Raw genomic sequence first — 19,184 nt, 5'->3', positions numbered from 1 at the left:
GACGGCCTCTTTCAAACCTTATCCGGCATCACAAAGCATGGGCGCAACCCGACACCATTTTTTTCAAAGCATCAGGCTGCAGTATTTGAATATGCTTATGCTCCACCAAAATCAAACCTTCATGATGAAATTTCGATAAAGTGCGGCTTACCGTTTCCAACTTCAAACCCAGATAGCTGCCGATTTCCTCGCGCGACATACGCAAAATGAAATCGTTTGCCGCAAAGCCGCGCGAATAAAGGCGGTTGGACAAGTTCAATAAAAAAGCCGCCAAACGCTCTTCGGCACGCATATTGCCCAGCAACAGCATCACACCCTGATCACGCACGATTTCGCGGCTCATCAAACGGAAAAAATGGGTTTGCAGGCTGGGAATTTTCTGCCCCAATTCCTCCATATGCGAAAAAGGCAGTTCGCACACTTCGCTGTCTTCCAAAGCCACCGCATCGCAACTGTGCAGATGCGAACAGATACCGTCCATACCGATCAGCTCGCCCGACATAAAAAAGCCGGTTACCTGATCCCGTCCGTCTTGGCTGGCAATCGTGGTTTTAAAAAAACCCGTGCGTATCGCAAACAGAGAACTGAACGGTTCGCCTGCGCGAAACAGGCATTCGCCTTTTTTCAAACGCCGGCTCTGGCGGATAACCGCATCCAATTGCGCAAATTCCGTCGGCATCAAACCGACGGGAAGGCACAACTCTCGCAAAGAACATGTCGAACACAATGTTTTCATTTGGCTTGATGCATTATGTGTTGGCATACACGGTTAACCTTTTCAATTAAGCTGCCGGCAAACAAGCCGACTAAATGAGTATTGACTACCGTCAAGGTGTATTTATCATAGTGTAGGTATTCTACCAAAGTGCCCCTAATTTGCCTAATGATTAAAAAGGGCGTTATTCTTCCCGCAATTCGGCTTACCAAGGCCGGCGGGCAGACGTTTATAAAGCAAACTACACATGAAAATCATCAAGATAGCTACAAACACCGCACCCGATTTCGACCGCAATCTGATTGCTTCGCTTCCTTCCAGCGGCCCCCGCTACACCTCTTACCCCACCGCCGACCGTTTCACCGGCAGCTTTGATGCCGAAGCTTATATCGAGTCGCTGAACATGCGCAAAGTCGGCGCACTCAACAAACCTCTGTCGCTGTATATCCATATCCCCTTCTGCAATACCATCTGCTATTACTGCGGCTGCAATAAAATCATCACCAAAGACACATCGCGCGCCGACGCCTACATCGAATATCTCGAGAAAGAGCTGGCCTTGCTTGCCCCGCATCTGAACGGCCGCCACCCGCTGGTACAGCTGCACTTCGGCGGCGGCACGCCCACTTTTTTAAACGATGAACAACTTGAGCGTGTGTTCGGCCTGATACGCCGCTATTTCGATTTGCTGCCCAACGGCGAATACTCGATCGAAATCGACCCCCGCAAAGTCAGCCGCGATACCGTGCTGCATTTGGGCAAACTCGGCTTCAACCGCATGAGCGTCGGCATTCAGGACTTCGACCCCGTGGTACAGCAAGCCGTCAACCGCATACAAACTGTTGAAGAAACCCGCGAAGTTATCGAAGCGGCCCGCGAAGCAGGGTTCAAATCGGTGAGCGTGGATTTGATTTACGGCCTGCCCCATCAAACGCTCGAGAGCATCAAACCCACTCTCGACACGGTACTTTCTCTCGACCCCGACCGTTTGGCACTTTACCACTACGCCCATCTGCCCCATATTTTCAAACCCCAACGGCGTATCGACACGGCCGTTGTGCCCGGCAGCGAAGAAAAACTGGATATCCTGCAATACGCCGTACAAACCCTGACATCCCACGGTTATGTATTCATCGGCATGGATCACTTTGCCAAGCCAAACGACGAACTTTCAATCGCCCTGAAAGAAGGCTGGCTGCAACGTAATTTTCAAGGCTACTCTACCTATGCCGACTGCGATCTGATTGCCATCGGCGTTTCATCCATCGGTAAAATCGGCCACGCCTACATTCAAAACGAGCGCGACATCGACGCCTATTATGCCGCTTTGGATGAAGGCAGGCTGCCGGTCATGCGCGGCTACCGCCTAAACGGCGACGATATTCTGCGGCGCAGCATTATTCAGGATTTGATGTGCCGCTTTTCTCTCGAATTCCCAACCTACGAAAGTCTGTTCAATATTTCGTTTGCAGACTATTTCAGCCAAGAGCTGCAAGATTTGCAGGATTTGGCCGAACTCGGCCTGTTGCGCCTAAAACCCGGCGGGTTAACGGTAACGCCCAAAGGCAGATTCATTATCCGCAATATTGCCATGGTGTTTGACTACCATCTCCGCCACAAAGAAACCACGGCACAATACTCCAAAACCGTTTAAAGCAGGTTTAAACAGAAAGAATAAAAACGCAAAACCGGTCTTAAACGGCTTTTCAGACGGCCTCTTGCAATATCCCTGCAACCGGCCGTCTGAAAAACACTGATGCGGCAAACCGTTGAACATAGCGTATTTTTCAAGCAGAATGAAACCTTTGCAAAACTCTCGGATGCGGATGCAGTTCAAAGCATAGCAGCGCACAACACAGAAATGCGCCGCAGACGGAAGTTTTGCAAAGGTCTCAAAATGTTTCTTTTTTTTTGCCACTGTTTATGGAACAACTCGAGTTCTTTGCCATTCCCAGCCCCTGTATCGGCGTATGCGAAGCCAACAGCAAAGGCTATTGCAAAGGCTGCCTGCGCAGTCGGGAAGAGCGGCTCTATTGGCTTAATATGTCCGACGCACAAAAACACCAAGTCATGCGCCTGATTGCCATGCGCCGCAGCAAACTGCAAAAAGCCGCACGCGAAGGGCAAATCTCCACCGAATTACCCGACCAAATGGGATTTGATTTCTAATCAAATCGTTGCGGCAAATATGCTCCTACCCCGCTCACAACTAAACCGATTGCAAGCAGGCATGCTTTCCCATAACGAGTACCGCCCATTTCAACCAACATCACAACCGCTTTTCTAAGCAATGGATAAAAAAAGCGGAGCATATATGCCCCGCTTTTTTACTCTGCTTGCCGGCCGCCCTCCAGCATCAACACCATCTGCCGCAACTCCAAAGGCAGCTCGGCTTTCAAATGCAACGGCTCGCCCGTGAGCGGGTGCTGCAAATGCAACTCCGCCGCATGCAGAAACATCCGCTTCAAACCCAATTTGTGCAGCCGTTTGTTGGCCTGATAATCGCCATAGCGTTCGTCGCCCGCAATCGGGCAATGCTGCGACTGCATGTGCACGCGGATTTGATGAGTGCGGCCGGTTTTCAAGGTGGCTTCCACCAATGTTAAATGCGAAAGGCCGACCTGATGCAGCAGGCCGTCTGAAAAACGCTTCAATACACGGAACACCGTATGCGCATGCTGGCCGTTTTCACTCACGCGCACCATCTTTTCGCCTTGTGCGCCCGTGTATTTGAACAGTGGCAGTTTCACATTCAGCTTATCCTGCGCCAGCTTTCCTACGCCCAAAGCCAGATAAATTTTTTTCGGATGGTCGTTGCGGATGGCTTCGTGCAGCTTTACCAACGCGCTGCGCTTTTTCGCAATCATCAACAGCCCGCTGGTGTCTTTGTCCAAACGGTGCACCAGCTCCAGATAACGCGCTTCGGGTCGGGCGCGGCGCAATTGCTCGATCACGCCGAAACTTACCCCGCTGCCGCCGTGTACCGCCACGCCGCTGGGCTTGTTCACCACCAGCATCGCATCGTCTTCGTAAACAATTTCAAAATCACGCGCAGGCACCGGCATGTTTTCAGACGGCCTCTGCTTTTCGGCAATGCGCACCGGCGGAATACGCAAAACATCGCCCGCTTCTATACGGTCGGTAGGCTTGCAGCGTTTTTTGTTCAAGCGTACTTCGCCTGCGCGGATGATGCGCTGGATATGGCTTTTGGGCACCCCTTTCAAAATCTTGATTAAAAAGTTGTCGAGCCGCTGCCCTGCGTCTTCCGCAGTGATGCTGATGTGGTTAACCAAGTCTTTGCTAATTGTCGGCATTTTCTCTATAATCCGCTTACGTTTTCGGGGGCCGTTTTACAGATTGTTCAGGCCGTCTGAAAACTTATTGTAAACCGGAATTTTATACTAAAAAGCACGCCACAAAGCATTTCCTTCATCTGCCGCCAAGCCCGGCGGGTGAAGACGTAATTAAGTTTAACCTTTTCCGGCAGGCTTTCCGTCAGGCATAAGACGCTCCTAGTTGATTCGCGCGCAGCCGTTGGTAACAAAGCCGCCGGACAGCAATGAAGAAGACGGCTCAGATTTATTGTGTTTCGCAGCATTTATCACAGCGAAACAGCAGGTATACCGCTCTGCGTCTGTTTAACTGTTCTGCCACCCGTTTTGGCATGAAAAAACCATTATTGCCGACCAAGCAATTTCAGCGGCGGCATCTATAAACAACAGCAAACAGCCGGCAACACAAACCTTAACGTATGCCTATCGTTCTTTATTTTCCTTCTCGTTCAGATAATGCCCCACACGCCGTTTCAGACGGCCTGACCATTGGCGGCTTATAAGCGTTGAATACTGATTACCGGCCTCGTGGGTGCTCAAAAACGAGGTGGTTATGAAACGAATGTTATTTAATGCCACGCAGGCCGAAGAGCTGCGCGTGGCGATTGTCGACGGGCAAACGCTGCTCGATCTCGACATCGAAACGCTGGGCAAAGAACAGCGCAAAGGCAATATCTATAAAGGTGTGATTACCCGCATCGAACCGTCGCTGGAAGCGTGTTTCGTCGATTACGGCACCGACCGCCACGGTTTCCTCCCTTTCAAAGAAGTTTCCCGTTCCTATTTCCAAGACTACGAAGGCGGCCGCGCCCGCATCCAAGACGTGCTGAAAGAAGGCATGCAGGTAATCGTGCAGGTTGAAAAAGACGAGCGCGGCAACAAAGGCGCTGCGTTAACTACCTTCATCAGCCTGGCCGGTCGTTATCTGGTTTTAATGCCCAACAACCCGCGCGGCGGCGGCGTATCGCGCCGTATCGAAGGCGAAGAACGTCAAGAATTGAAAGCCGCCATGGCCGAATTGGACGTGCCGCGCGGCATGAGCCTGATCGCCCGCACCGCCGGCATCGGCCGCAGCGTGGAAGAGCTGCAATGGGATTTCAACTACCTGCAACAATTGTGGCAGGCCATCGAAGAAGCCGGCCGTGCGCACAACGAGCCTTACCTGCTCTTTATGGAAAGCTCGCTGCTTATCCGCGCCATCCGCGACTACTTCCGCCCCGACATCGGCGAAATCTTGGTCGACAACCAAGAAGTGTATGATCAGATTTCCGAATTTATGTCGTATGTGATGCCCAACAACGTCGGCCGTCTGAAACTCTATCAAGACCACACTCCGCTGTTTTCGCGTTTCCAAATCGAACACCAAATCGAAAGCGCATTTTCACGCAGCGTCAGCCTGCCTTCCGGCGGAGCGATTGTGATCGACCACACCGAAGCACTGGTTTCCATCGACGTAAACTCCGCACGCGCCACCCGCGGTGCCGACATCGAAGACACCGCCTTCAAAACCAATATGGAAGCCGCCGAAGAAGTGGCACGCCAGATGCGCCTGCGCGACTTGGGCGGCTTGGTGGTGATCGACTTCATCGACATGGAAAACCCCAAGCATCAGCGCGATGTGGAAAACGTCTTGCGCGACGCCCTGAAAAAAGACCGCGCCCGCGTACAAATGGGCAAACTCTCCCGCTTCGGCCTGCTTGAATTATCGCGCCAACGCCTGAAACCCGCATTGGGCGAAAGCAGCCATAACGCCTGCCCGCGTTGTGGCGGCACAGGCGTCATCCGCAGTATCGAATCCACCGCCCTGCATGTGCTGCGCATCATTCAGGAAGAAGCCATGAAAGACAACACCGGCGAAGTACACGCACAAGTGCCGGTAGATGTGGCAACCTTCCTACTCAACGAAAAACGTGCCGAACTTTTCGGTATGGAAGAGCGTTTGGACGTATCCGTTTTCCTGATCCCCAATATCCATCTCGAAAACCCGCACTACGACGTTACCCGCGTGCGTACCGATGATGTGGACGATAACGCCGAGCCGAGCTACAAGCGTGTTGTCGAACCAGAAGAAGACGAAACCGCCAAACCTTTCGGCGGCGAAAAAGCCAAAACCGCCCGCCCCGAACCTGCCGTGAAAGGCGTGAAGCACACCCAGCCTGCTCCGATTGTTAGCGAAGCCCCAGTGTCTTCTTCTTGGTGGACAGGTTTCAAATCATGGCTCGGCAAAGTATTCGGCGGCAGCAAAAACGAACCCGAAAAAGCCTCCGAAACAGAAAAATCGGAAAAACGCCACGGCAACCGCCCGAACAGCCGCCGCCCGAGCAACCGACGTCAAAATCCGCGCCGCAACCAAAATCTCAAACGCCAAGATAGCGACGACACCCAAGCAGATGCGCGTACAGCCGATGCAGATTCTCACGAAAGCATCAAAGAAAACAACAAGGAAACACGCAGTAACCGCCGCAGTCAAAACGACAGCCGCGAACGCAGCCGCCAAAACGCAGCCGAAGCGTGCCAGTCCGACGCCGAAACCAAAGCCGTTGCCAAAGAAAACGGCAATCGCGAACAGCGTCAAGACAACCGCCGCCGCAACCGTAACGATAAAGCCGCGACTGCCGCTGCCGTAGCCGCCCTGCCGAATGTTGCCGAGAGCGTTCAGGAGAACACCGCTCCTGCTGCCGAAGCCGTCCGTACCGATAAAACAGCCGACAACAGCGAAAGAGAAAACCGTTCTCCGCGCCAAGAACGCAGCCGCAATCGCGACCGCGACCAACAACGCGAACGCCGCAACAGCAGCAAAAAACGGAACATTCCATCCGCAGCCAAAATCGAGCAGTATTTGAGCATCGAAGAAGCTGCCGACAAAGTCCGCTTTGCCGTGGCACATGTATTCGGAGAAGCCGAAGAAGCACCTTTGGCCGTTGCCGTTACTGCTCCTTTGGCACAGTCAAACACAGCCGTTGCTGCTGAAACAGACAGCCCGCTGGTGGTGGTTGTACCGGAAATCGACACCGACACCGCCGAATCAGCACCCGCCCTGTTTGCTATCGAATCAGATTCAGCCATTGCATCTTCAGCACCTTCCGCTCCGGCAGAAAATACCGTCGACACTGACGAACAAAGCATCATTGCTGCTGCGGTTGCCAATGTAGAAGAAGCCGTCAATACCGTTTTCGGTATCGGCCATATAGAAAATGAACCGGTTGGCGAAGTGCAAAATGAAGTTTCCACCTCAGAACATGCACTTTCAACAACCCCTGCCGAAAGCCAACCGAAAGCGGTTTCAGACGGCCTCAACTTAGGCGGCTTAGTACTGGTGGAAACACGCGCGGATGCTTTGGCAGCAGCATCTGCATCAACGCACACCGAAGCCTCAAGCGGGCTGCGACGCGCGGATGTGCCGAAACCGGTAGAAACCGCACTTCATGATGAAGCCCCTATGGTGCAAGTAGAAACGCACCGATAAAACAGGATGCATCCCAACGCCCGATCGCTCATGCCATCGGGCGTTTTTTTTCAGCTTTCACTACCGTATTAGCGCAAAAGTTCAAAGCCGTCTGAAACAGCTGTTCAAACTGCCCCTTTGAGACTTTTAGCAAAAAAATCTCAGATATGAATATAATTCGAAGCGTAGCAGCGCAGCAGGTGCAAACATATATGGTCAAATGCACTTCAATTTTTTAATACAAGGCAGCAAGCCGCAGAAAGTTATAGGTAGTACGGAACCGATTCTGTTAACAAAATCATTCTCTTTGAGCCAAAGCACTGCAACGCCGTAGTAAAAGTTAAGTGGATTGACTATATCACGCAAATATTTCCCACACCCACCCATAAAAATACATAAGAAAAAGACTCAGAAATTAATATCAACTTTCAAATAAAAAAATCCCACGACAATAATCGTGGGATTTTTTTATTTTTCACTTAACGTTTTTTACCTGTTACTGTAGCAACAGCTAAATTGGCATTACGTTTCAGGGCAACGCTTTCAACGCCTTCCGGAAGTTTGATATCCGACAAATGCAGAATGTCGCCTGCCACAACATTGCCACAATCCAATTCCAACGCAGCAGGAATGTCTTTAGGCAGAGCGATAACTTCCACAGTCGTATTCAACAGTGAAACTCGACCGCCTTGCAATTTTACAGCTTGGGAAGTTTCTGCGTTCACTACATGCAAAGGTACACGGATACGCAGGGGCTTGGCTGCATCAACCACTTGGAAATCGATGTGTTGAACTTCTTGACGGAAAGGGTGGATTTGGAAATCGCGCACGATCACATCTTGGGTTTTGCCGTCAAGAGTCAATTTGATCAGAGCAGTATGGAAAGATTCTTTTTCCAAAGCATAGAACACTGTTTTGTGATCAACCGCAATTGCTACAGGCTCTTGGTTCTCACCGTACAATACGGCAGGGGTTTTACCTTCACGACGCAGGCGGCGGCTCGCACCAGTGCCCTGTGCCTCGCGAACGGTAGCTTGAATTTCGTATGACATAATTAAAAAACTCCAAAATAAATAAAATTAACTGCAATCGGCCGCGACCAGCCCAAAGCAGCTCACGTTAAGGCAGAAATACACTGCCGTTGGTTAACACATCTTCATTGAAAAGATATGAAACAGATTCTTCATTGCTGATACGTCGAACGGTTTCGGCCAACAGTCCGGCAATCGTTACCTGACGGATACGTTCGCATTGCTGTGCAGATGCCGACAAAGGAATGGTATCCGTTACCACAACCTGATCTATATCTGAAGAGTCGATTCGGGATACCGCCTCTCCGGAGAATACCGGATGGGTAGCATAAGCCAACACTCTGGAAGCACCTCTGGCTTTCAAGGCCGAAGCGGCTTTACATAAAGTATTCGCGGTATCAATCATATCATCGACAATCAAACAGGTACGGTCTTGAACATCACCGATAATGTTCATTACTTCCGCCACATTGGCTTTGGGGCGGCGTTTGTCGATAATCGCCAAATCGGCATTCAGTACTTTGGCTACCGCCCGTGCACGAACGACACCGCCGATATCGGGGCTTACCACTGTCAGATTGTCGATACGCTGACGCTGGATATCGTTAATCAAAATGGGCGTAGCGTAAATATTGTCTACCGGAATATCAAAAAAACCTTGAATTTGATCGGCATGCAGATCAACGGTCAACACCCTGTCGATACCTACCGAATAAAGCATATTGGCAACCAGTTTGGCAGAAATCGGAACGCGCACGGAACGGGGGCGGCGATCTTGGCGGGCATAGCCGAAATAAGGAATCGCTGCTGTAATGCGCCCCGCTGATGCACGCTTCAAGGCATCGGCCATGGTAAGGATTTCCATCAAGTTGTCGTTGGTGGGTGCACAGGTAGGCTGAAGAATGAAAACATCACGCCCGCGCACATTTTCCAGAAGTTCTATGGCTACTTCTCCGTCTGAAAACTTGCTGACGGAGGCATTTCCCAAGGAAATATCTAGATGTTTAACCACTTTTTGAGCCAATTCCGGATTGGCATTACCGGTAAAAACCATCAAACTGTCATATGCAGCCATATCTTCGTCACCTGGATGTGTATTGGGGTTGTGCTCGGAAAACATTATTGCTTCCTTCTGCTTTTGGCCGGCCAGCCGAAGCGGTTATTATACGCGCCAACGGTCAACCATCAAAGCCCCTTCTTTAATTCTTGATATTTTTTCAGACGGCCCTAGACTTTGTTGCGTTAAAGTCTTCTCAAAGCCTCTTAAATGAAAACCTTCTCACAAAATAAAAAGCGTGCAAGTAAACTCACACGCTTTTTTATTGGCTGGGGAGGAAGGATTCGAACCTTCGCATGCTGGAATCAAAATCCAGTGTCTTAACCACTTGACGACTCCCCAATGAGGGGTTGGCTGGGGAGGAAGGATTCGAACCTTCGCATGCTGGAATCAAAATCCAGTGTCTTAACCACTTGACGACTCCCCAACACAATCAACTGTTAACTATTCAGCAGCGGATGAACATCTAAGCTTTTCACACAATATGCTTCATAGTGTTTTGAAACTTTGCTTAAGGCTGAGTTTGCATTTTCTTCGCTGTCAAAAGCGATGAATAAACAGGCGCCGGAACCGGTCATTAAAGGTTTGCCTATTTTTTCCAGCAACTGATAAGCCTTCAAGACTTCAGGATACTCCTGAAACACAACCGCCTGCATATCATTTCTGAAAGGTTGCAGCGATTGCAAAGTCGGCATTATGCTGGGTTGGGAATCCCGTGTCAAGCGTTCGTGTGAAAAAATCGCAGCCGTGCTGACGTGAACCGGTGGTTTTACTACAACAAACCATTGTTGGGGAAGGTCAATCTGCGTGAGTTGCTCGCCTATGCCTTTGGCAAAAGCGTTACGTCCGAAAATAAAAAACGGTACGTCTGCACCGAGTTTGACGCCTATATCTATCAACTCGGGCGTGGTCAAACCGCATTGCCACAAGGTATTGAGGGCGATCAATACCGTTGCCGCATCGGAACTGCCTCCTCCCAAGCCCCCGCCCATGGGAATACGTTTATCCAACCAAATATCCACGCCTTTTAGGCCGTCTGAATAAGGCTGCAAAGCGGCAGCGGCCCGATAGGTTAAATCCGTTTCGGGCGGCACGTTCTGCAACGGGGTGTGCAAGATGATTTTGCCGTCGTTGCGGGGGGCAAGATAAACCGTGTCTTGCAGATCAATCAAACAGAAAATGCTTTCCAAGCAGTGATATCCGTTTTCCAAGCGGCCGGTGATGCGCAAATCCAAGTTCAATTTGGCGGGTGCGGGATAAGCTGTGGCATGGTTCGGAACAATGGCCTGCGTCATAATTTTCCTTCAATCCATTGATTGATTTTATTGTTTATCTTGCTGCGCATTGGGTTGCGGCATCGGCATTGCGGGCGTATTCCATTTGGTCGAACACCAGCCTCAATGTTAATCGGCTGCTTTCCAATAACAGGATTTTCGGCGTGCCGTCTGTATTGAGGGAACGGGTAATCGTCCATTCAAATTGCTGCAAACGCCCGTCGGGCAACAGTTGGTACGGCGCGTTGGCAACCCATTGGCCGTTGGCCCACACATGCAGATATTGTACTGGCAAGGCGAAGCCTAATAGTTGCTCGCTTAATTGCTGCGGGGTGGCCGCTTGATATTTTTTTCCTTTGCTGTCCACGGCCAGCACGCCTTGTTGGTCTTGGCAAAGTTGGCCGATGGTATTGCCCAGCGGGGTGTTGACGTCAATTGTTTGGACTTGGTTTTGGTACGTCCAGTCGAAATTGGCATACGAGCCTTTTTCGTTCATTTTTACAGCCAAGCGGCCGTCGGCGGCAAAATCGGGAATATCGGTTTGTGCGCGCCAGCTTTCTTTGCCCGCCATGTGGGGTTGGGCGCACGCAACCAGCATCAATAAGGCTGCAACGGGTAATATGGGTTTGAAACGGTTGTATTTCATAGATTGCCTTAAGAGTGGATATTCAGACGGCCGTTTATTCAAGCCGATGTAAATCTGACATTGAGGCCGTCTGAAATAAAGGTTTTCAGACGGCCTGCTTCTTTATTTTTTCTTGGCTTTGGCACGTTTTGCTTTTTCGGGAAGCTGCACACCGAACCGTTGCAGGGTTTTTCTCAGCACGGCATGGTTGCGGTCTTTATCCAACCCTTGCTGCCAAACGGTTTTGGCTTTTTCCTGCTGGCCGAGCTTCCAGAATACTTCGCCTAAATGTGCGGCTACTTCGGGATCCGGAAACTGTTCAAATGCGTATTCGAGATAGGGCAATGCGGCTTGGGCATCGCCTTTCAGGTAATATGCCCATCCCAAACTGTCGTTGATGGCGGCGGACTCGGGTTCCTGCTGATAGGCCGCCTGAATCAGTTTGAATGCTTCTTCGACATCGTATTTCGGCAAGGAAAACATGGTGTAGCCAAGGGCATTCATGCCTATTGCGCTGTCCGGATTAAGCTCGAGATAACGGCGCAGGTCGGTTACGGCTTTTTCGGGGCGGTTGAGTTTGTCGGCATAAAGCATGGCGCGCTGGTAAAGGATATCCGACAGCCGCTCTTTGCCGTCGGGCTGTTTTTCGGCATCTGCGGCCAAAGCATTCAATTCGGACAGTGCTTCTTGCGGGCTGTTGTGCTTGCTCAATGCAAACAGATAAACGCGCTGGATATCGCTCATGCCGAAAAACCGCCCCTGTTTTTCAGGCAGTTTTTGTGCACGGCGCGCTTCTGCCAAAGCATTGCGGCCATTGCCCTGCTCGGCTTCGATGGAGGCTTTCAATACGGCTTTATCGAAGTTAAATTCGGGCGAGGTAATGCGCTCCACCCACGATTTGGCTTGTTTGAAATCTTTTACATCTGCATAACGCATGGCACCGATCACGGCCGCCCTGCTCTTTTGTTCGCTGGTGCCGATACGGTAGGCTCTGTCGAGATAGTTGCCGACTACGGAAATATCGTCTTCGCGCGTTACCGACAAAATGGCGGCCTGAATATACAGATCGGCATTCGGGTTTTCGTTTAACAAGGTTTGCAGACGTTGATAGGCTTTGTCATGCTGGCCGTCTGCAATCAATCCGCTGATTTCCAATTCCTGCCATACGGGGGAAAGTTTGGCGGTGTCGGTTTCTGCAAAAAAACGGCGCAAGACTTTGGGGCTGTGTTGGGCAACCAGCCTCAGGGTGATTTCGGTAGGCGGTAGAATATCGGTATCCAGCTTGGCCAGATTTTGCAAAGCCTGAACGGCATCGCGTTCCCGCTCTCTTTGGGCGCTTAAAATCAGATCGGCAATGGCTGCTTCGGGCTTATCGGCATGTTTTTTCGCGGCTTTGTGCACTTCTTTTCCGGCTTTCTCCGCCAAAGAAGCATGTTGCAGGCTCATTTGCGCAAGCAGCAGGAAAATACGGCGGGTTTGCTCTTCGTTCGCACGCTCGAGTACGGCTTCCAAGCCTTTGGCTGCGGCTTCCGACTTGCCGTTGATTAAATCGAGCGTCCACGCCATCCGTTTTTGGGCATCTCCCGGCACCGGTTCGATTTCGCGCCATATTTGGTAAATCTGACCGGCCTGCTGATAGGCGCGCAGCGCCACAGCCATTTCTACCGCACGCTCTGCCACCACCGGGTCTTTGGTGCGGTTGAGCATCACGATATAGGTGGCCAATGCCGTGCCCGGATCGCCTTTCTGCACCGCCATTTCGCCGCCCAACAGGGTAAAGAGATGGTTGGCACGCTCAACAATGGCCGAACGGCGTTCGTATTCCGAAGCACGCTCTTCGGGCGTATATTGGCTTTTTCTTGCCACCACAGATTTCACCGACTGTTCGGGCTGCTTCGACGCCTCTGCCTGTGCATAAGCCTGACCGGCAAACACAGCCATTACGGCAAGTGCCGCAAAACGCATGCGGTTTTTTCCCAAAAACATAAAACTTTCCTTCGATATGTGCAGGATCAGGCACATGATTTCAGACGGCCTGTATCCTGAAAAACAGATGTGCGATACTTTATCACAAGCATGGAGCTTTGTTGACATTGCAGAAATCATAATTACATATGTAAAGTTATCTGCCGCAACATTTAAACAGGCCGGATACGCAACCGCATATCTAAGCGGTTTCACACCGGCCGCCAAACAGATATATCATGCAGAAACGGCTTATTTTAGGGTGCGCAACCGGAAGGCTTGAGAAGCGACAGACAATCCACTTATTTTTCACACAAGACAGCAACGCCGCAGTATCAAGTTAAGTCGGTTGACTATAAAATCGGCTGTGAACATACCGCCGCAATGCTTTCTAACGACACGCCCCCAAATAACGAGGCCGTCTGAACACAATACGCAGGTGCACACATGACCCAATCCGAACTTGCCGGTTTTTTACAACAAGCCGCACATTACCCCGCCGACGCAGGCAAGCGGCGCAATGCCTTGTTTGCGCAAACCGCCACGCGCGAAGCCGCCGTTTTGCTGGGCATGGTCTGCCGCGACAGCCAATGGCAGGTTCTGCTTACCCGCCGCAATGCCGCCCTACCCGAACATGCGGGGCAGATTGCGCTGGCAGGCGGCAGAAAAGATGCTACCGACACCAACCTTACCCACACCGCTTTGCGCGAAACAGCCGAAGAAACCGGCATCGGCGCCGAGCATTGGCAAACCTTTCCGCACTTCCAACCTTATTACACGCCTTCGGGCTACATTGTTTCTCCCGTGCCCGCGTTATGTGCCGGCAATCCGCCCACCTTCCCCAATGCGGCGGAAGTGGAAGAAATTTTTTACCTGCCTCTCTCCGTGGCACTCGACACCCGCGCGTATGAAACCCGAACGCTCAACTACAACGGCAACCGCCTCAACACCCCCGCCCTGCCTTATCTGCACTACGACATTTGGGGGCTGACTGCGATGATTCTGTATGATTTGGCCGACCGCTACCGGCAACACCGGCAGGCTTCGGGGGCTTGCGGATTGCCGTTTTAAAACGTGAAATTAGGTTCACACAGCAATCAGGCCGTCTGAAAATAATTTTTCAGACGGCCTGATTGCTGTGCAAAACCTTAAGATCTAGATGCAGCTCAAGGCGTATAGTCAAACTAGCGAGCAGCGCACAATGCAGAAATGCGCTGCAGATGAAGGCTTTGAAAAGGTCTCTGCCTGTTTACATCACCATCACGCTTCGCCCAACAGCTGCTCGCGGGTCAGCAGGAACACGAAGCCGTCGCCGCCGCTGGTTTCCAGCCAAGTGAACGGCAGTTCGGGATAGGCCGCTTCCAATACATCGCGGTTGTGGCCGATTTCCACCAGCAGCACGCCTTTGGGGTTCAAAAACTTGGCGGCATGCAAAATAATCTCGCGGGTGGCATCGAGGCCGTCTGAACCGCTGCCCAATGCCAGTTCGGGTTCGTGCAGATATTCCTGCGGCAGGGCTTCCACCGATTCGGCATCAACATAAGGCGGGTTCGACACGATTAAATCGTAAGTGCCTTCCAAGCCTTCAAACAAATCGGTGTGAATCAGATTGATGCGCTCTTCCAAGCCGTAGTCTTCCACGTTGATGGCGGCCACTTCCAAAGCGTCGAGGCTCAAATCGACCGCGTCGATTTCGGCAGCCGGATAATGATAGGCCATCTGAACCGCCAAACAGCCGCTGCCCGTGCATAAATCCAAAGCGCGGTGAACCAGCTCTTCATGCTCTATCCACGGCGCAAGCGGCTCGCCCAAAAGTTCGTAGATAAACGAACGCGGCACAATCACGCGCTCGTCCACATAAAAATCAAAATCGCCCTGCCAAGCCTGATTGGTTAAATAAGCCACGGGCACACGTTCGGTAACGCGCTTTTCAATCAAGCCCAACACTTCTTCTTTTTCGCTGTCGAGCAGCTTGGCATCGAGATACGGTTCGAGCATATCCAGCGGCAGGCTCAAGGTATGCAGAATCAGATAGGCGGCCTCGTCGTGGGCATTGTCGCTACCATGCCCGAAATGCAGGTCGGCTTCGTTAAAACGGCTGACGGCAAAGCGCAAAATATCGCGCACGGTAGAAAGTTGTTCGGCGGCTTGGGTAAACATCATGTGGTTGCTTTCAATTTAACAGTTTTGCTTAGGCAGGTCGGCCGTTTCAGACGGCCTTTGCTGCCCGCAACGTTACAGTTCGATACCTTTGAGCTTGGCTACGGTATTAATGTCTTTGTCGCCGCGACCGGACAAGTTCACCAAAATCACTTGGTCTTTGCCCATCTTCGGCGCTTCGGCCACCGCCCACGCCAGCGCGTGGCTGCTTTCCAGCGCGGGGATAATGCCTTCGTAGCGGCACAGCAAATCAAAGGCTTCCAGTGCGGCATCGTCGTTGGCGGCATGGTATTCGACGCGGCCGAGGTCGGCCAAATGGCTGTGTTCGGGGCCGATGCCCGGGTAATCCAAACCGGCGGATACCGAATGGGTGCCGACCACTTGGCCGTGTTCGTCCTGCATCAGATAGCTGCGGAAACCGTGCAGCACGCCGATCGGGGCTTTGCTGGTAATCGGCGCGGCATGTTCGTCGGTATCCACGCCTTTACCGCCCGCTTCCACGCCGACCAAACGCACGTTTTCTTCGCCGAGATAGGGATAAAACAAGCCGATGGCGTTGGAGCCGCCGCCCACACAGGCCACAGCCGCATCGGGCTGGCGGCCGATGGCTTCAAGCATCTGCTCTTTGGCTTCATTGCCGATCACGCATTGGAAATCGCGCACCATTTCGGGATAAGGCGCGGGGCCGGCGGCGGTGCCGATGATGTAGAACGTGTCGTCCACCCGTGCCACCCACTCGCGCATGGCTTCGTTCATGGCATCTTTCAACGTGCGCGAACCGCTGTCGACACTCACCACGTTCGCCCCCAACAGCTTCATGCGGAACACGTTCGGCGCTTGGCGTTGGATGTCGTCCGCCCCCATATAAACATGGCATTCCATGCCGAAACGCGCGGCAACCGTGGCACTCGCCACACCGTGCTGCCCCGCGCCGGTTTCGGCAATCACGCGTTTTTTGCCCATGCGCTTGGCCAGCAAGGCCTGACCAATGGTATTGTTCACTTTATGCGCGCCGGTGTGGTTGAGGTCTTCGCGCTTGAGCCAGATTTGCGCCCCGCCGAGCTTTTCACTCAAACGCGCGGCATGATAAACCGGGCTGGGACGGCCGACGTAATGTTTCAAATCGTGGCGGAACGCTTCCCAAAAAGCCGGATCGTTTTTGGCTTCGCGGTAGGCTTCGGCCAATTCTTGCAAGGCGGGAATCAGGGTTTCGGAAACATATACGCCGCCGTGTTCGCCGAAAAATCCCTGTGCGTCGGGAGCTTGGTAGTTTTTCATGGAAATTGCCTTAGTTATTTGAAAATCGGAAAAATATACAACACTTTAATAAACGGATTCCAACCGCCGCGTTCAGACGGCTCCGGCCGCCTGTTTTGCATTCTTCACAAACCATGCCATTTTATCGGCATCTTTAATGCCCGGCTCACGCTCCACGCCGCCGGACACATCTACCGCCGCCGCACCGCTGAGACGCACGGCTTCGGCTACATTCTCCGGCGTGAGGCCGCCTGCCAAAACCCACGGTTTGGCCAACTGCTCCGGCAGCAGCGTCCAATCAAACTGCTGCCCCGTGCCGCCGTATTCGGTCGGGTGGTAGGCATCAAACAGCAAGGCGCGGGCGTTGGGAAACTGCGCACAGGCCGTCTGAATATCTTCTGCATGCCGCACCCGCACGGCTTTTAAATAAGGCCGTCTGAACTGAGCGCAAAAGGCATCGTCTTCATCGCCGTGAAACTGAATCACATCCACCGGCACCCGCGCCAAAATATCGTGGATGCGCGCGGCATCTTCGTTCACAAACAGAGCCACTACGCTCACAAACGGCGGCAACACGCGCACGATTTCTTGTGCTTGGGCCACGGTAATGCGGCGTTTGCTTTTTTCGTAAAACACCAAACCGACCGCATCAGCACCCGCTCGGGCGGCGGCAAGGGCGTCTTCGGGGCGGGTGATGCCGCAGATTTTCACTCGGATGTTCATGATGGTTTTCCGGTATGGTGTCGAGCGTTGAAACGGTTATGTGCGCAGAGGCCGTCTGAAAAAGTGTTTGCCGTGTTTTCAGACGGCCTGCGCGGGCGGCGGCTTCGGGGCGTGCCGTCTGAAAACACGGTAACGGCGCGCCCTGATGTTTAACCGAAAAAGCCCATTTTTACTTCAATCAGTTTTTCCAGTTCGCGCAATACGCGGCGGCGCGATACGAAAAAGATGATGTGGTCGCCGTCGGCCATTTCGGCGTCTTCTTTATGCCCCATGATCACTTGGTTGTCGCGCACAAGAGCGGCGAAATGGCAACCTTGCGGCCATTTGATCTCGGAAACGCGGCGGCCTACCAGCGCAGACGTGTGTTTGTCGCCGTGCACCACCACTTCGATGGCCTCTGCGGTGCCGCGCCGCAGCGGATGCACCGCCACCACATCGCCGCGGCGGATGTGCGCCAAAATCGAGCCGATGGTAATCAGGTGCGGCGACACGACGATGTCGATTTTGTTGCCTTCGAGCAAATCTACATAGCTGGAGCGGTTCACAATCGAAATCACGCGCTTGGCACCGAGATTTTTGGCCAGCAGGCTCGACATGATGTTGTTTTCGTCGTCGTTCGTCAATGCGCAGAATACGTCGATTTCGTCGATATATTCGGCTTCGAGCAGGGTTTCGTCGGAAGCCGAACCTTGCAGCACTAGGGCATTGTCGAGATGTTCGGCCAACCATTCGGCGCGCGGCCGGTTGAATTCGATGATTTTGATGTCGTACTGGTTTTCGAGCTGCTTGGCCAAGCGGTAACCGATGTTGCCGCCGCCGGCAATCATAATGCGGCGGTTTTGCTGCTCGCGCGGGCGCAATTCGCGCATGATGGCGGCCACGTATTCGGTGGCGGCCACAAAGAATACTTCGTCCCCTTCGATAATCACGGTTTTGGCCGAAGGCACGATCAGATGGTTGTTGCGGTAGATGGCGCAGATTTGGCAGTCGACACCTTCGGGAAGGTGCTTGTTGATTTGGGAAATTTCTCTGTTGACCAACAGCCCGCCTTTACGCGCCTGCACAATCACCATTCGTGCTCTGTCGTTGGCAAACCGCAGCACCTGCAAAGCACTGGTGTAGCTGATCAGGCCGACCAACCGCTCGGTAACCAGCTGTTCGGGGCTGATGGATTCGGTAATGTCGAACAGCGAAAGGCTGTTGTCGTATTCATTGCTGCCGGGCGCGCGGTATTCCAGATAATCGGTGGAACGCACGCGGGCGATGCGGCCGGGAATGTTAAACAAACCGGCTGCCATTTTACAGGCCACAATATTGGTTTCGTCGCTGCGGGTCAGCGCCAGCATCAGGTCGGCATCGGCCGCACCGGCGCGCTCCAACACCAGCGGCGATGCGCCGTTGCCGAGCACGGTTTGAACGTCTAAACGGCTGCCGATATTGTGCAGGGCGTTTTCGTCTATATCGATGATGGTGACGTCGTTACCGGGTATGGAGGCAAGGTTGTGGGCAACGGTAGAACCTACCTGCCCGCTGCCGAGTATGAGTATTTTCACGTTGCGGATGTCGGTTAAAGCAAAGTGTGTATTCTAAACTAAAGCCG

The 19,184-nt window shown here is 52.5% G+C and carries 17 protein-coding genes and 2 tRNA genes; 6 read left to right on the top strand and 13 right to left on the bottom strand.

All coding sequences use genetic code 11. The features are described from left to right. Positions 1–28: 28 nt before the first annotated feature. Positions 29–763, bottom strand: coding sequence for a fumarate/nitrate reduction transcriptional regulator Fnr (gene fnr / locus LVJ88_RS02940; RefSeq protein WP_085360274.1), 735 nt, complete (start codon positions 761–763; stop codon positions 29–31). Between the two features lie 199 nt (positions 764–962). On the opposite strand from fnr, the gene hemN reads away from it, so the two are divergent. Both hemN and LVJ88_RS02930 read left to right on the top strand, forming a co-directional pair. Further along, a complete protein-coding gene (gene hemN, locus LVJ88_RS02935; protein WP_085418156.1) occupies positions 963–2,369 on the top strand; it encodes an oxygen-independent coproporphyrinogen III oxidase in 1,407 nt (468 codons plus the stop codon). Positions 2,370–2,638: 269 nt separating this feature from the next. Next, complete coding sequence (locus LVJ88_RS02930; protein ID WP_054600268.1) at positions 2,639–2,884, top strand: DUF1289 domain-containing protein; 246 nt, start codon at positions 2,639–2,641, stop codon at positions 2,882–2,884. 158 nt (positions 2,885–3,042) lie between these two features. Here the strand turns inward: LVJ88_RS02930 and LVJ88_RS02925 are convergent, their stop codons facing one another. Beyond that, positions 3,043–4,029: an RluA family pseudouridine synthase gene (locus LVJ88_RS02925; protein WP_085418155.1), complete on the bottom strand. Its 987-nt coding sequence runs from the start codon at positions 4,027–4,029 to the stop codon at positions 3,043–3,045. Between the two features lie 580 nt (positions 4,030–4,609). Between LVJ88_RS02925 and LVJ88_RS02920 the strand changes: the two genes are divergently transcribed. Then, a complete protein-coding gene (locus LVJ88_RS02920) occupies positions 4,610–7,513 on the top strand; it encodes an Rne/Rng family ribonuclease (protein ID WP_085418168.1) in 2,904 nt (967 codons plus the stop codon). A 458-nt stretch (positions 7,514–7,971) separates the two neighbouring features. On the opposite strand, the gene LVJ88_RS02915 is transcribed toward LVJ88_RS02920, so the two are convergent. The 7 genes from LVJ88_RS02915 to LVJ88_RS02885 all read right to left on the bottom strand — a co-directional run bounded on the left by LVJ88_RS02915 (position 7,972) and on the right by LVJ88_RS02885 (position 13,465). Then, a complete protein-coding gene (locus tag LVJ88_RS02915) occupies positions 7,972–8,544 on the bottom strand; it encodes a 50S ribosomal protein L25/general stress protein Ctc (protein ID WP_085356045.1) in 573 nt (190 codons plus the stop codon). 67 nt (positions 8,545–8,611) lie between these two features. Then, entirely contained in the window at positions 8,612–9,598 is a 987-nt protein-coding gene (locus LVJ88_RS02910) for a ribose-phosphate pyrophosphokinase (protein WP_143773651.1), read from the bottom strand. 248 nt (positions 9,599–9,846) lie between these two features. Further along, positions 9,847–9,922, bottom strand: a tRNA-Gln gene (locus LVJ88_RS02905). Positions 9,923–9,931: 9 nt separating this feature from the next. Next, a tRNA-Gln gene (locus LVJ88_RS02900) sits at positions 9,932–10,007 on the bottom strand. A gap of 13 nt (positions 10,008–10,020) precedes the next feature. Next, positions 10,021–10,875 (bottom strand): 4-(cytidine 5'-diphospho)-2-C-methyl-D-erythritol kinase, encoded by an 855-nt coding sequence (gene ispE / locus LVJ88_RS02895; protein ID WP_085418153.1) that lies wholly within the window; start codon positions 10,873–10,875, stop codon positions 10,021–10,023. A 34-nt stretch (positions 10,876–10,909) separates the two neighbouring features. Beyond that, complete coding sequence (gene lolB, locus LVJ88_RS02890; RefSeq protein WP_085360282.1) at positions 10,910–11,500, bottom strand: lipoprotein insertase outer membrane protein LolB; 591 nt, start codon at positions 11,498–11,500, stop codon at positions 10,910–10,912. 102 nt (positions 11,501–11,602) lie between these two features. Continuing rightward, positions 11,603–13,465, bottom strand: a complete 1,863-nt coding sequence (locus tag LVJ88_RS02885) for a tetratricopeptide repeat protein (RefSeq protein ID WP_085360284.1) — start codon at positions 13,463–13,465, stop codon at positions 11,603–11,605. 34 nt (positions 13,466–13,499) lie between these two features. Between LVJ88_RS02885 and LVJ88_RS02880 the strand changes: the two genes are divergently transcribed. Both LVJ88_RS02880 and LVJ88_RS02875 read left to right on the top strand, forming a co-directional pair. Next, positions 13,500–13,727 carry a hypothetical protein gene (locus LVJ88_RS02880; RefSeq protein ID WP_085418152.1) on the top strand — a complete coding sequence of 76 codons (228 nt, stop codon included), beginning with the start codon at positions 13,500–13,502 and terminating at the stop codon, positions 13,725–13,727. 164 nt (positions 13,728–13,891) lie between these two features. Continuing rightward, on the top strand, positions 13,892–14,515 hold the full coding sequence (locus LVJ88_RS02875; RefSeq protein WP_085418151.1) for an NUDIX hydrolase: 624 nt from the start codon (positions 13,892–13,894) through the stop codon (positions 14,513–14,515). A 189-nt stretch (positions 14,516–14,704) separates the two neighbouring features. Here LVJ88_RS02875 and prmB read toward each other — a convergent pair whose 3' ends face one another. From prmB to LVJ88_RS02860, 3 genes are all read right to left on the bottom strand, one after another. Then, positions 14,705–15,604, bottom strand: coding sequence for a 50S ribosomal protein L3 N(5)-glutamine methyltransferase (prmB, locus tag LVJ88_RS02870; RefSeq protein WP_085418167.1), 900 nt, complete (start codon positions 15,602–15,604; stop codon positions 14,705–14,707). 75 nt (positions 15,605–15,679) lie between these two features. Next, positions 15,680–16,882 carry a tryptophan synthase subunit beta gene (trpB, locus tag LVJ88_RS02865; RefSeq protein WP_085418150.1) on the bottom strand — a complete coding sequence of 401 codons (1,203 nt, stop codon included), beginning with the start codon at positions 16,880–16,882 and terminating at the stop codon, positions 15,680–15,682. 72 nt (positions 16,883–16,954) lie between these two features. Continuing rightward, on the bottom strand, positions 16,955–17,584 hold the full coding sequence (locus LVJ88_RS02860; RefSeq protein ID WP_085418149.1) for a phosphoribosylanthranilate isomerase: 630 nt from the start codon (positions 17,582–17,584) through the stop codon (positions 16,955–16,957). Positions 17,585–17,611: 27 nt separating this feature from the next. Between LVJ88_RS02860 and LVJ88_RS12530 the strand changes: the two genes are divergently transcribed. After that, positions 17,612–17,737: a hypothetical protein gene (locus tag LVJ88_RS12530; RefSeq protein WP_269844468.1), complete on the top strand. Its 126-nt coding sequence runs from the start codon at positions 17,612–17,614 to the stop codon at positions 17,735–17,737. Here LVJ88_RS12530 and trkA read toward each other — a convergent pair. After that, complete coding sequence (gene trkA / locus LVJ88_RS02855) at positions 17,734–19,137, bottom strand: Trk system potassium transporter TrkA (RefSeq protein WP_085418148.1); 1,404 nt, start codon at positions 19,135–19,137, stop codon at positions 17,734–17,736. The two genes, LVJ88_RS12530 and trkA, sit on opposite strands and share 4 nt — an antisense overlap. Positions 19,138–19,184: the final 47 nt, after the last annotated feature.

Source organism: Neisseria dumasiana, assembly GCF_022870885.1.
GTDB classification, from domain to species: Bacteria; Pseudomonadota; Gammaproteobacteria; order Burkholderiales; family Neisseriaceae; genus Neisseria; species Neisseria dumasiana.
The sequence above is the reverse complement of the archived record's forward strand: the minus strand, read 5'-3'. Positions and strand labels throughout refer to the sequence as shown.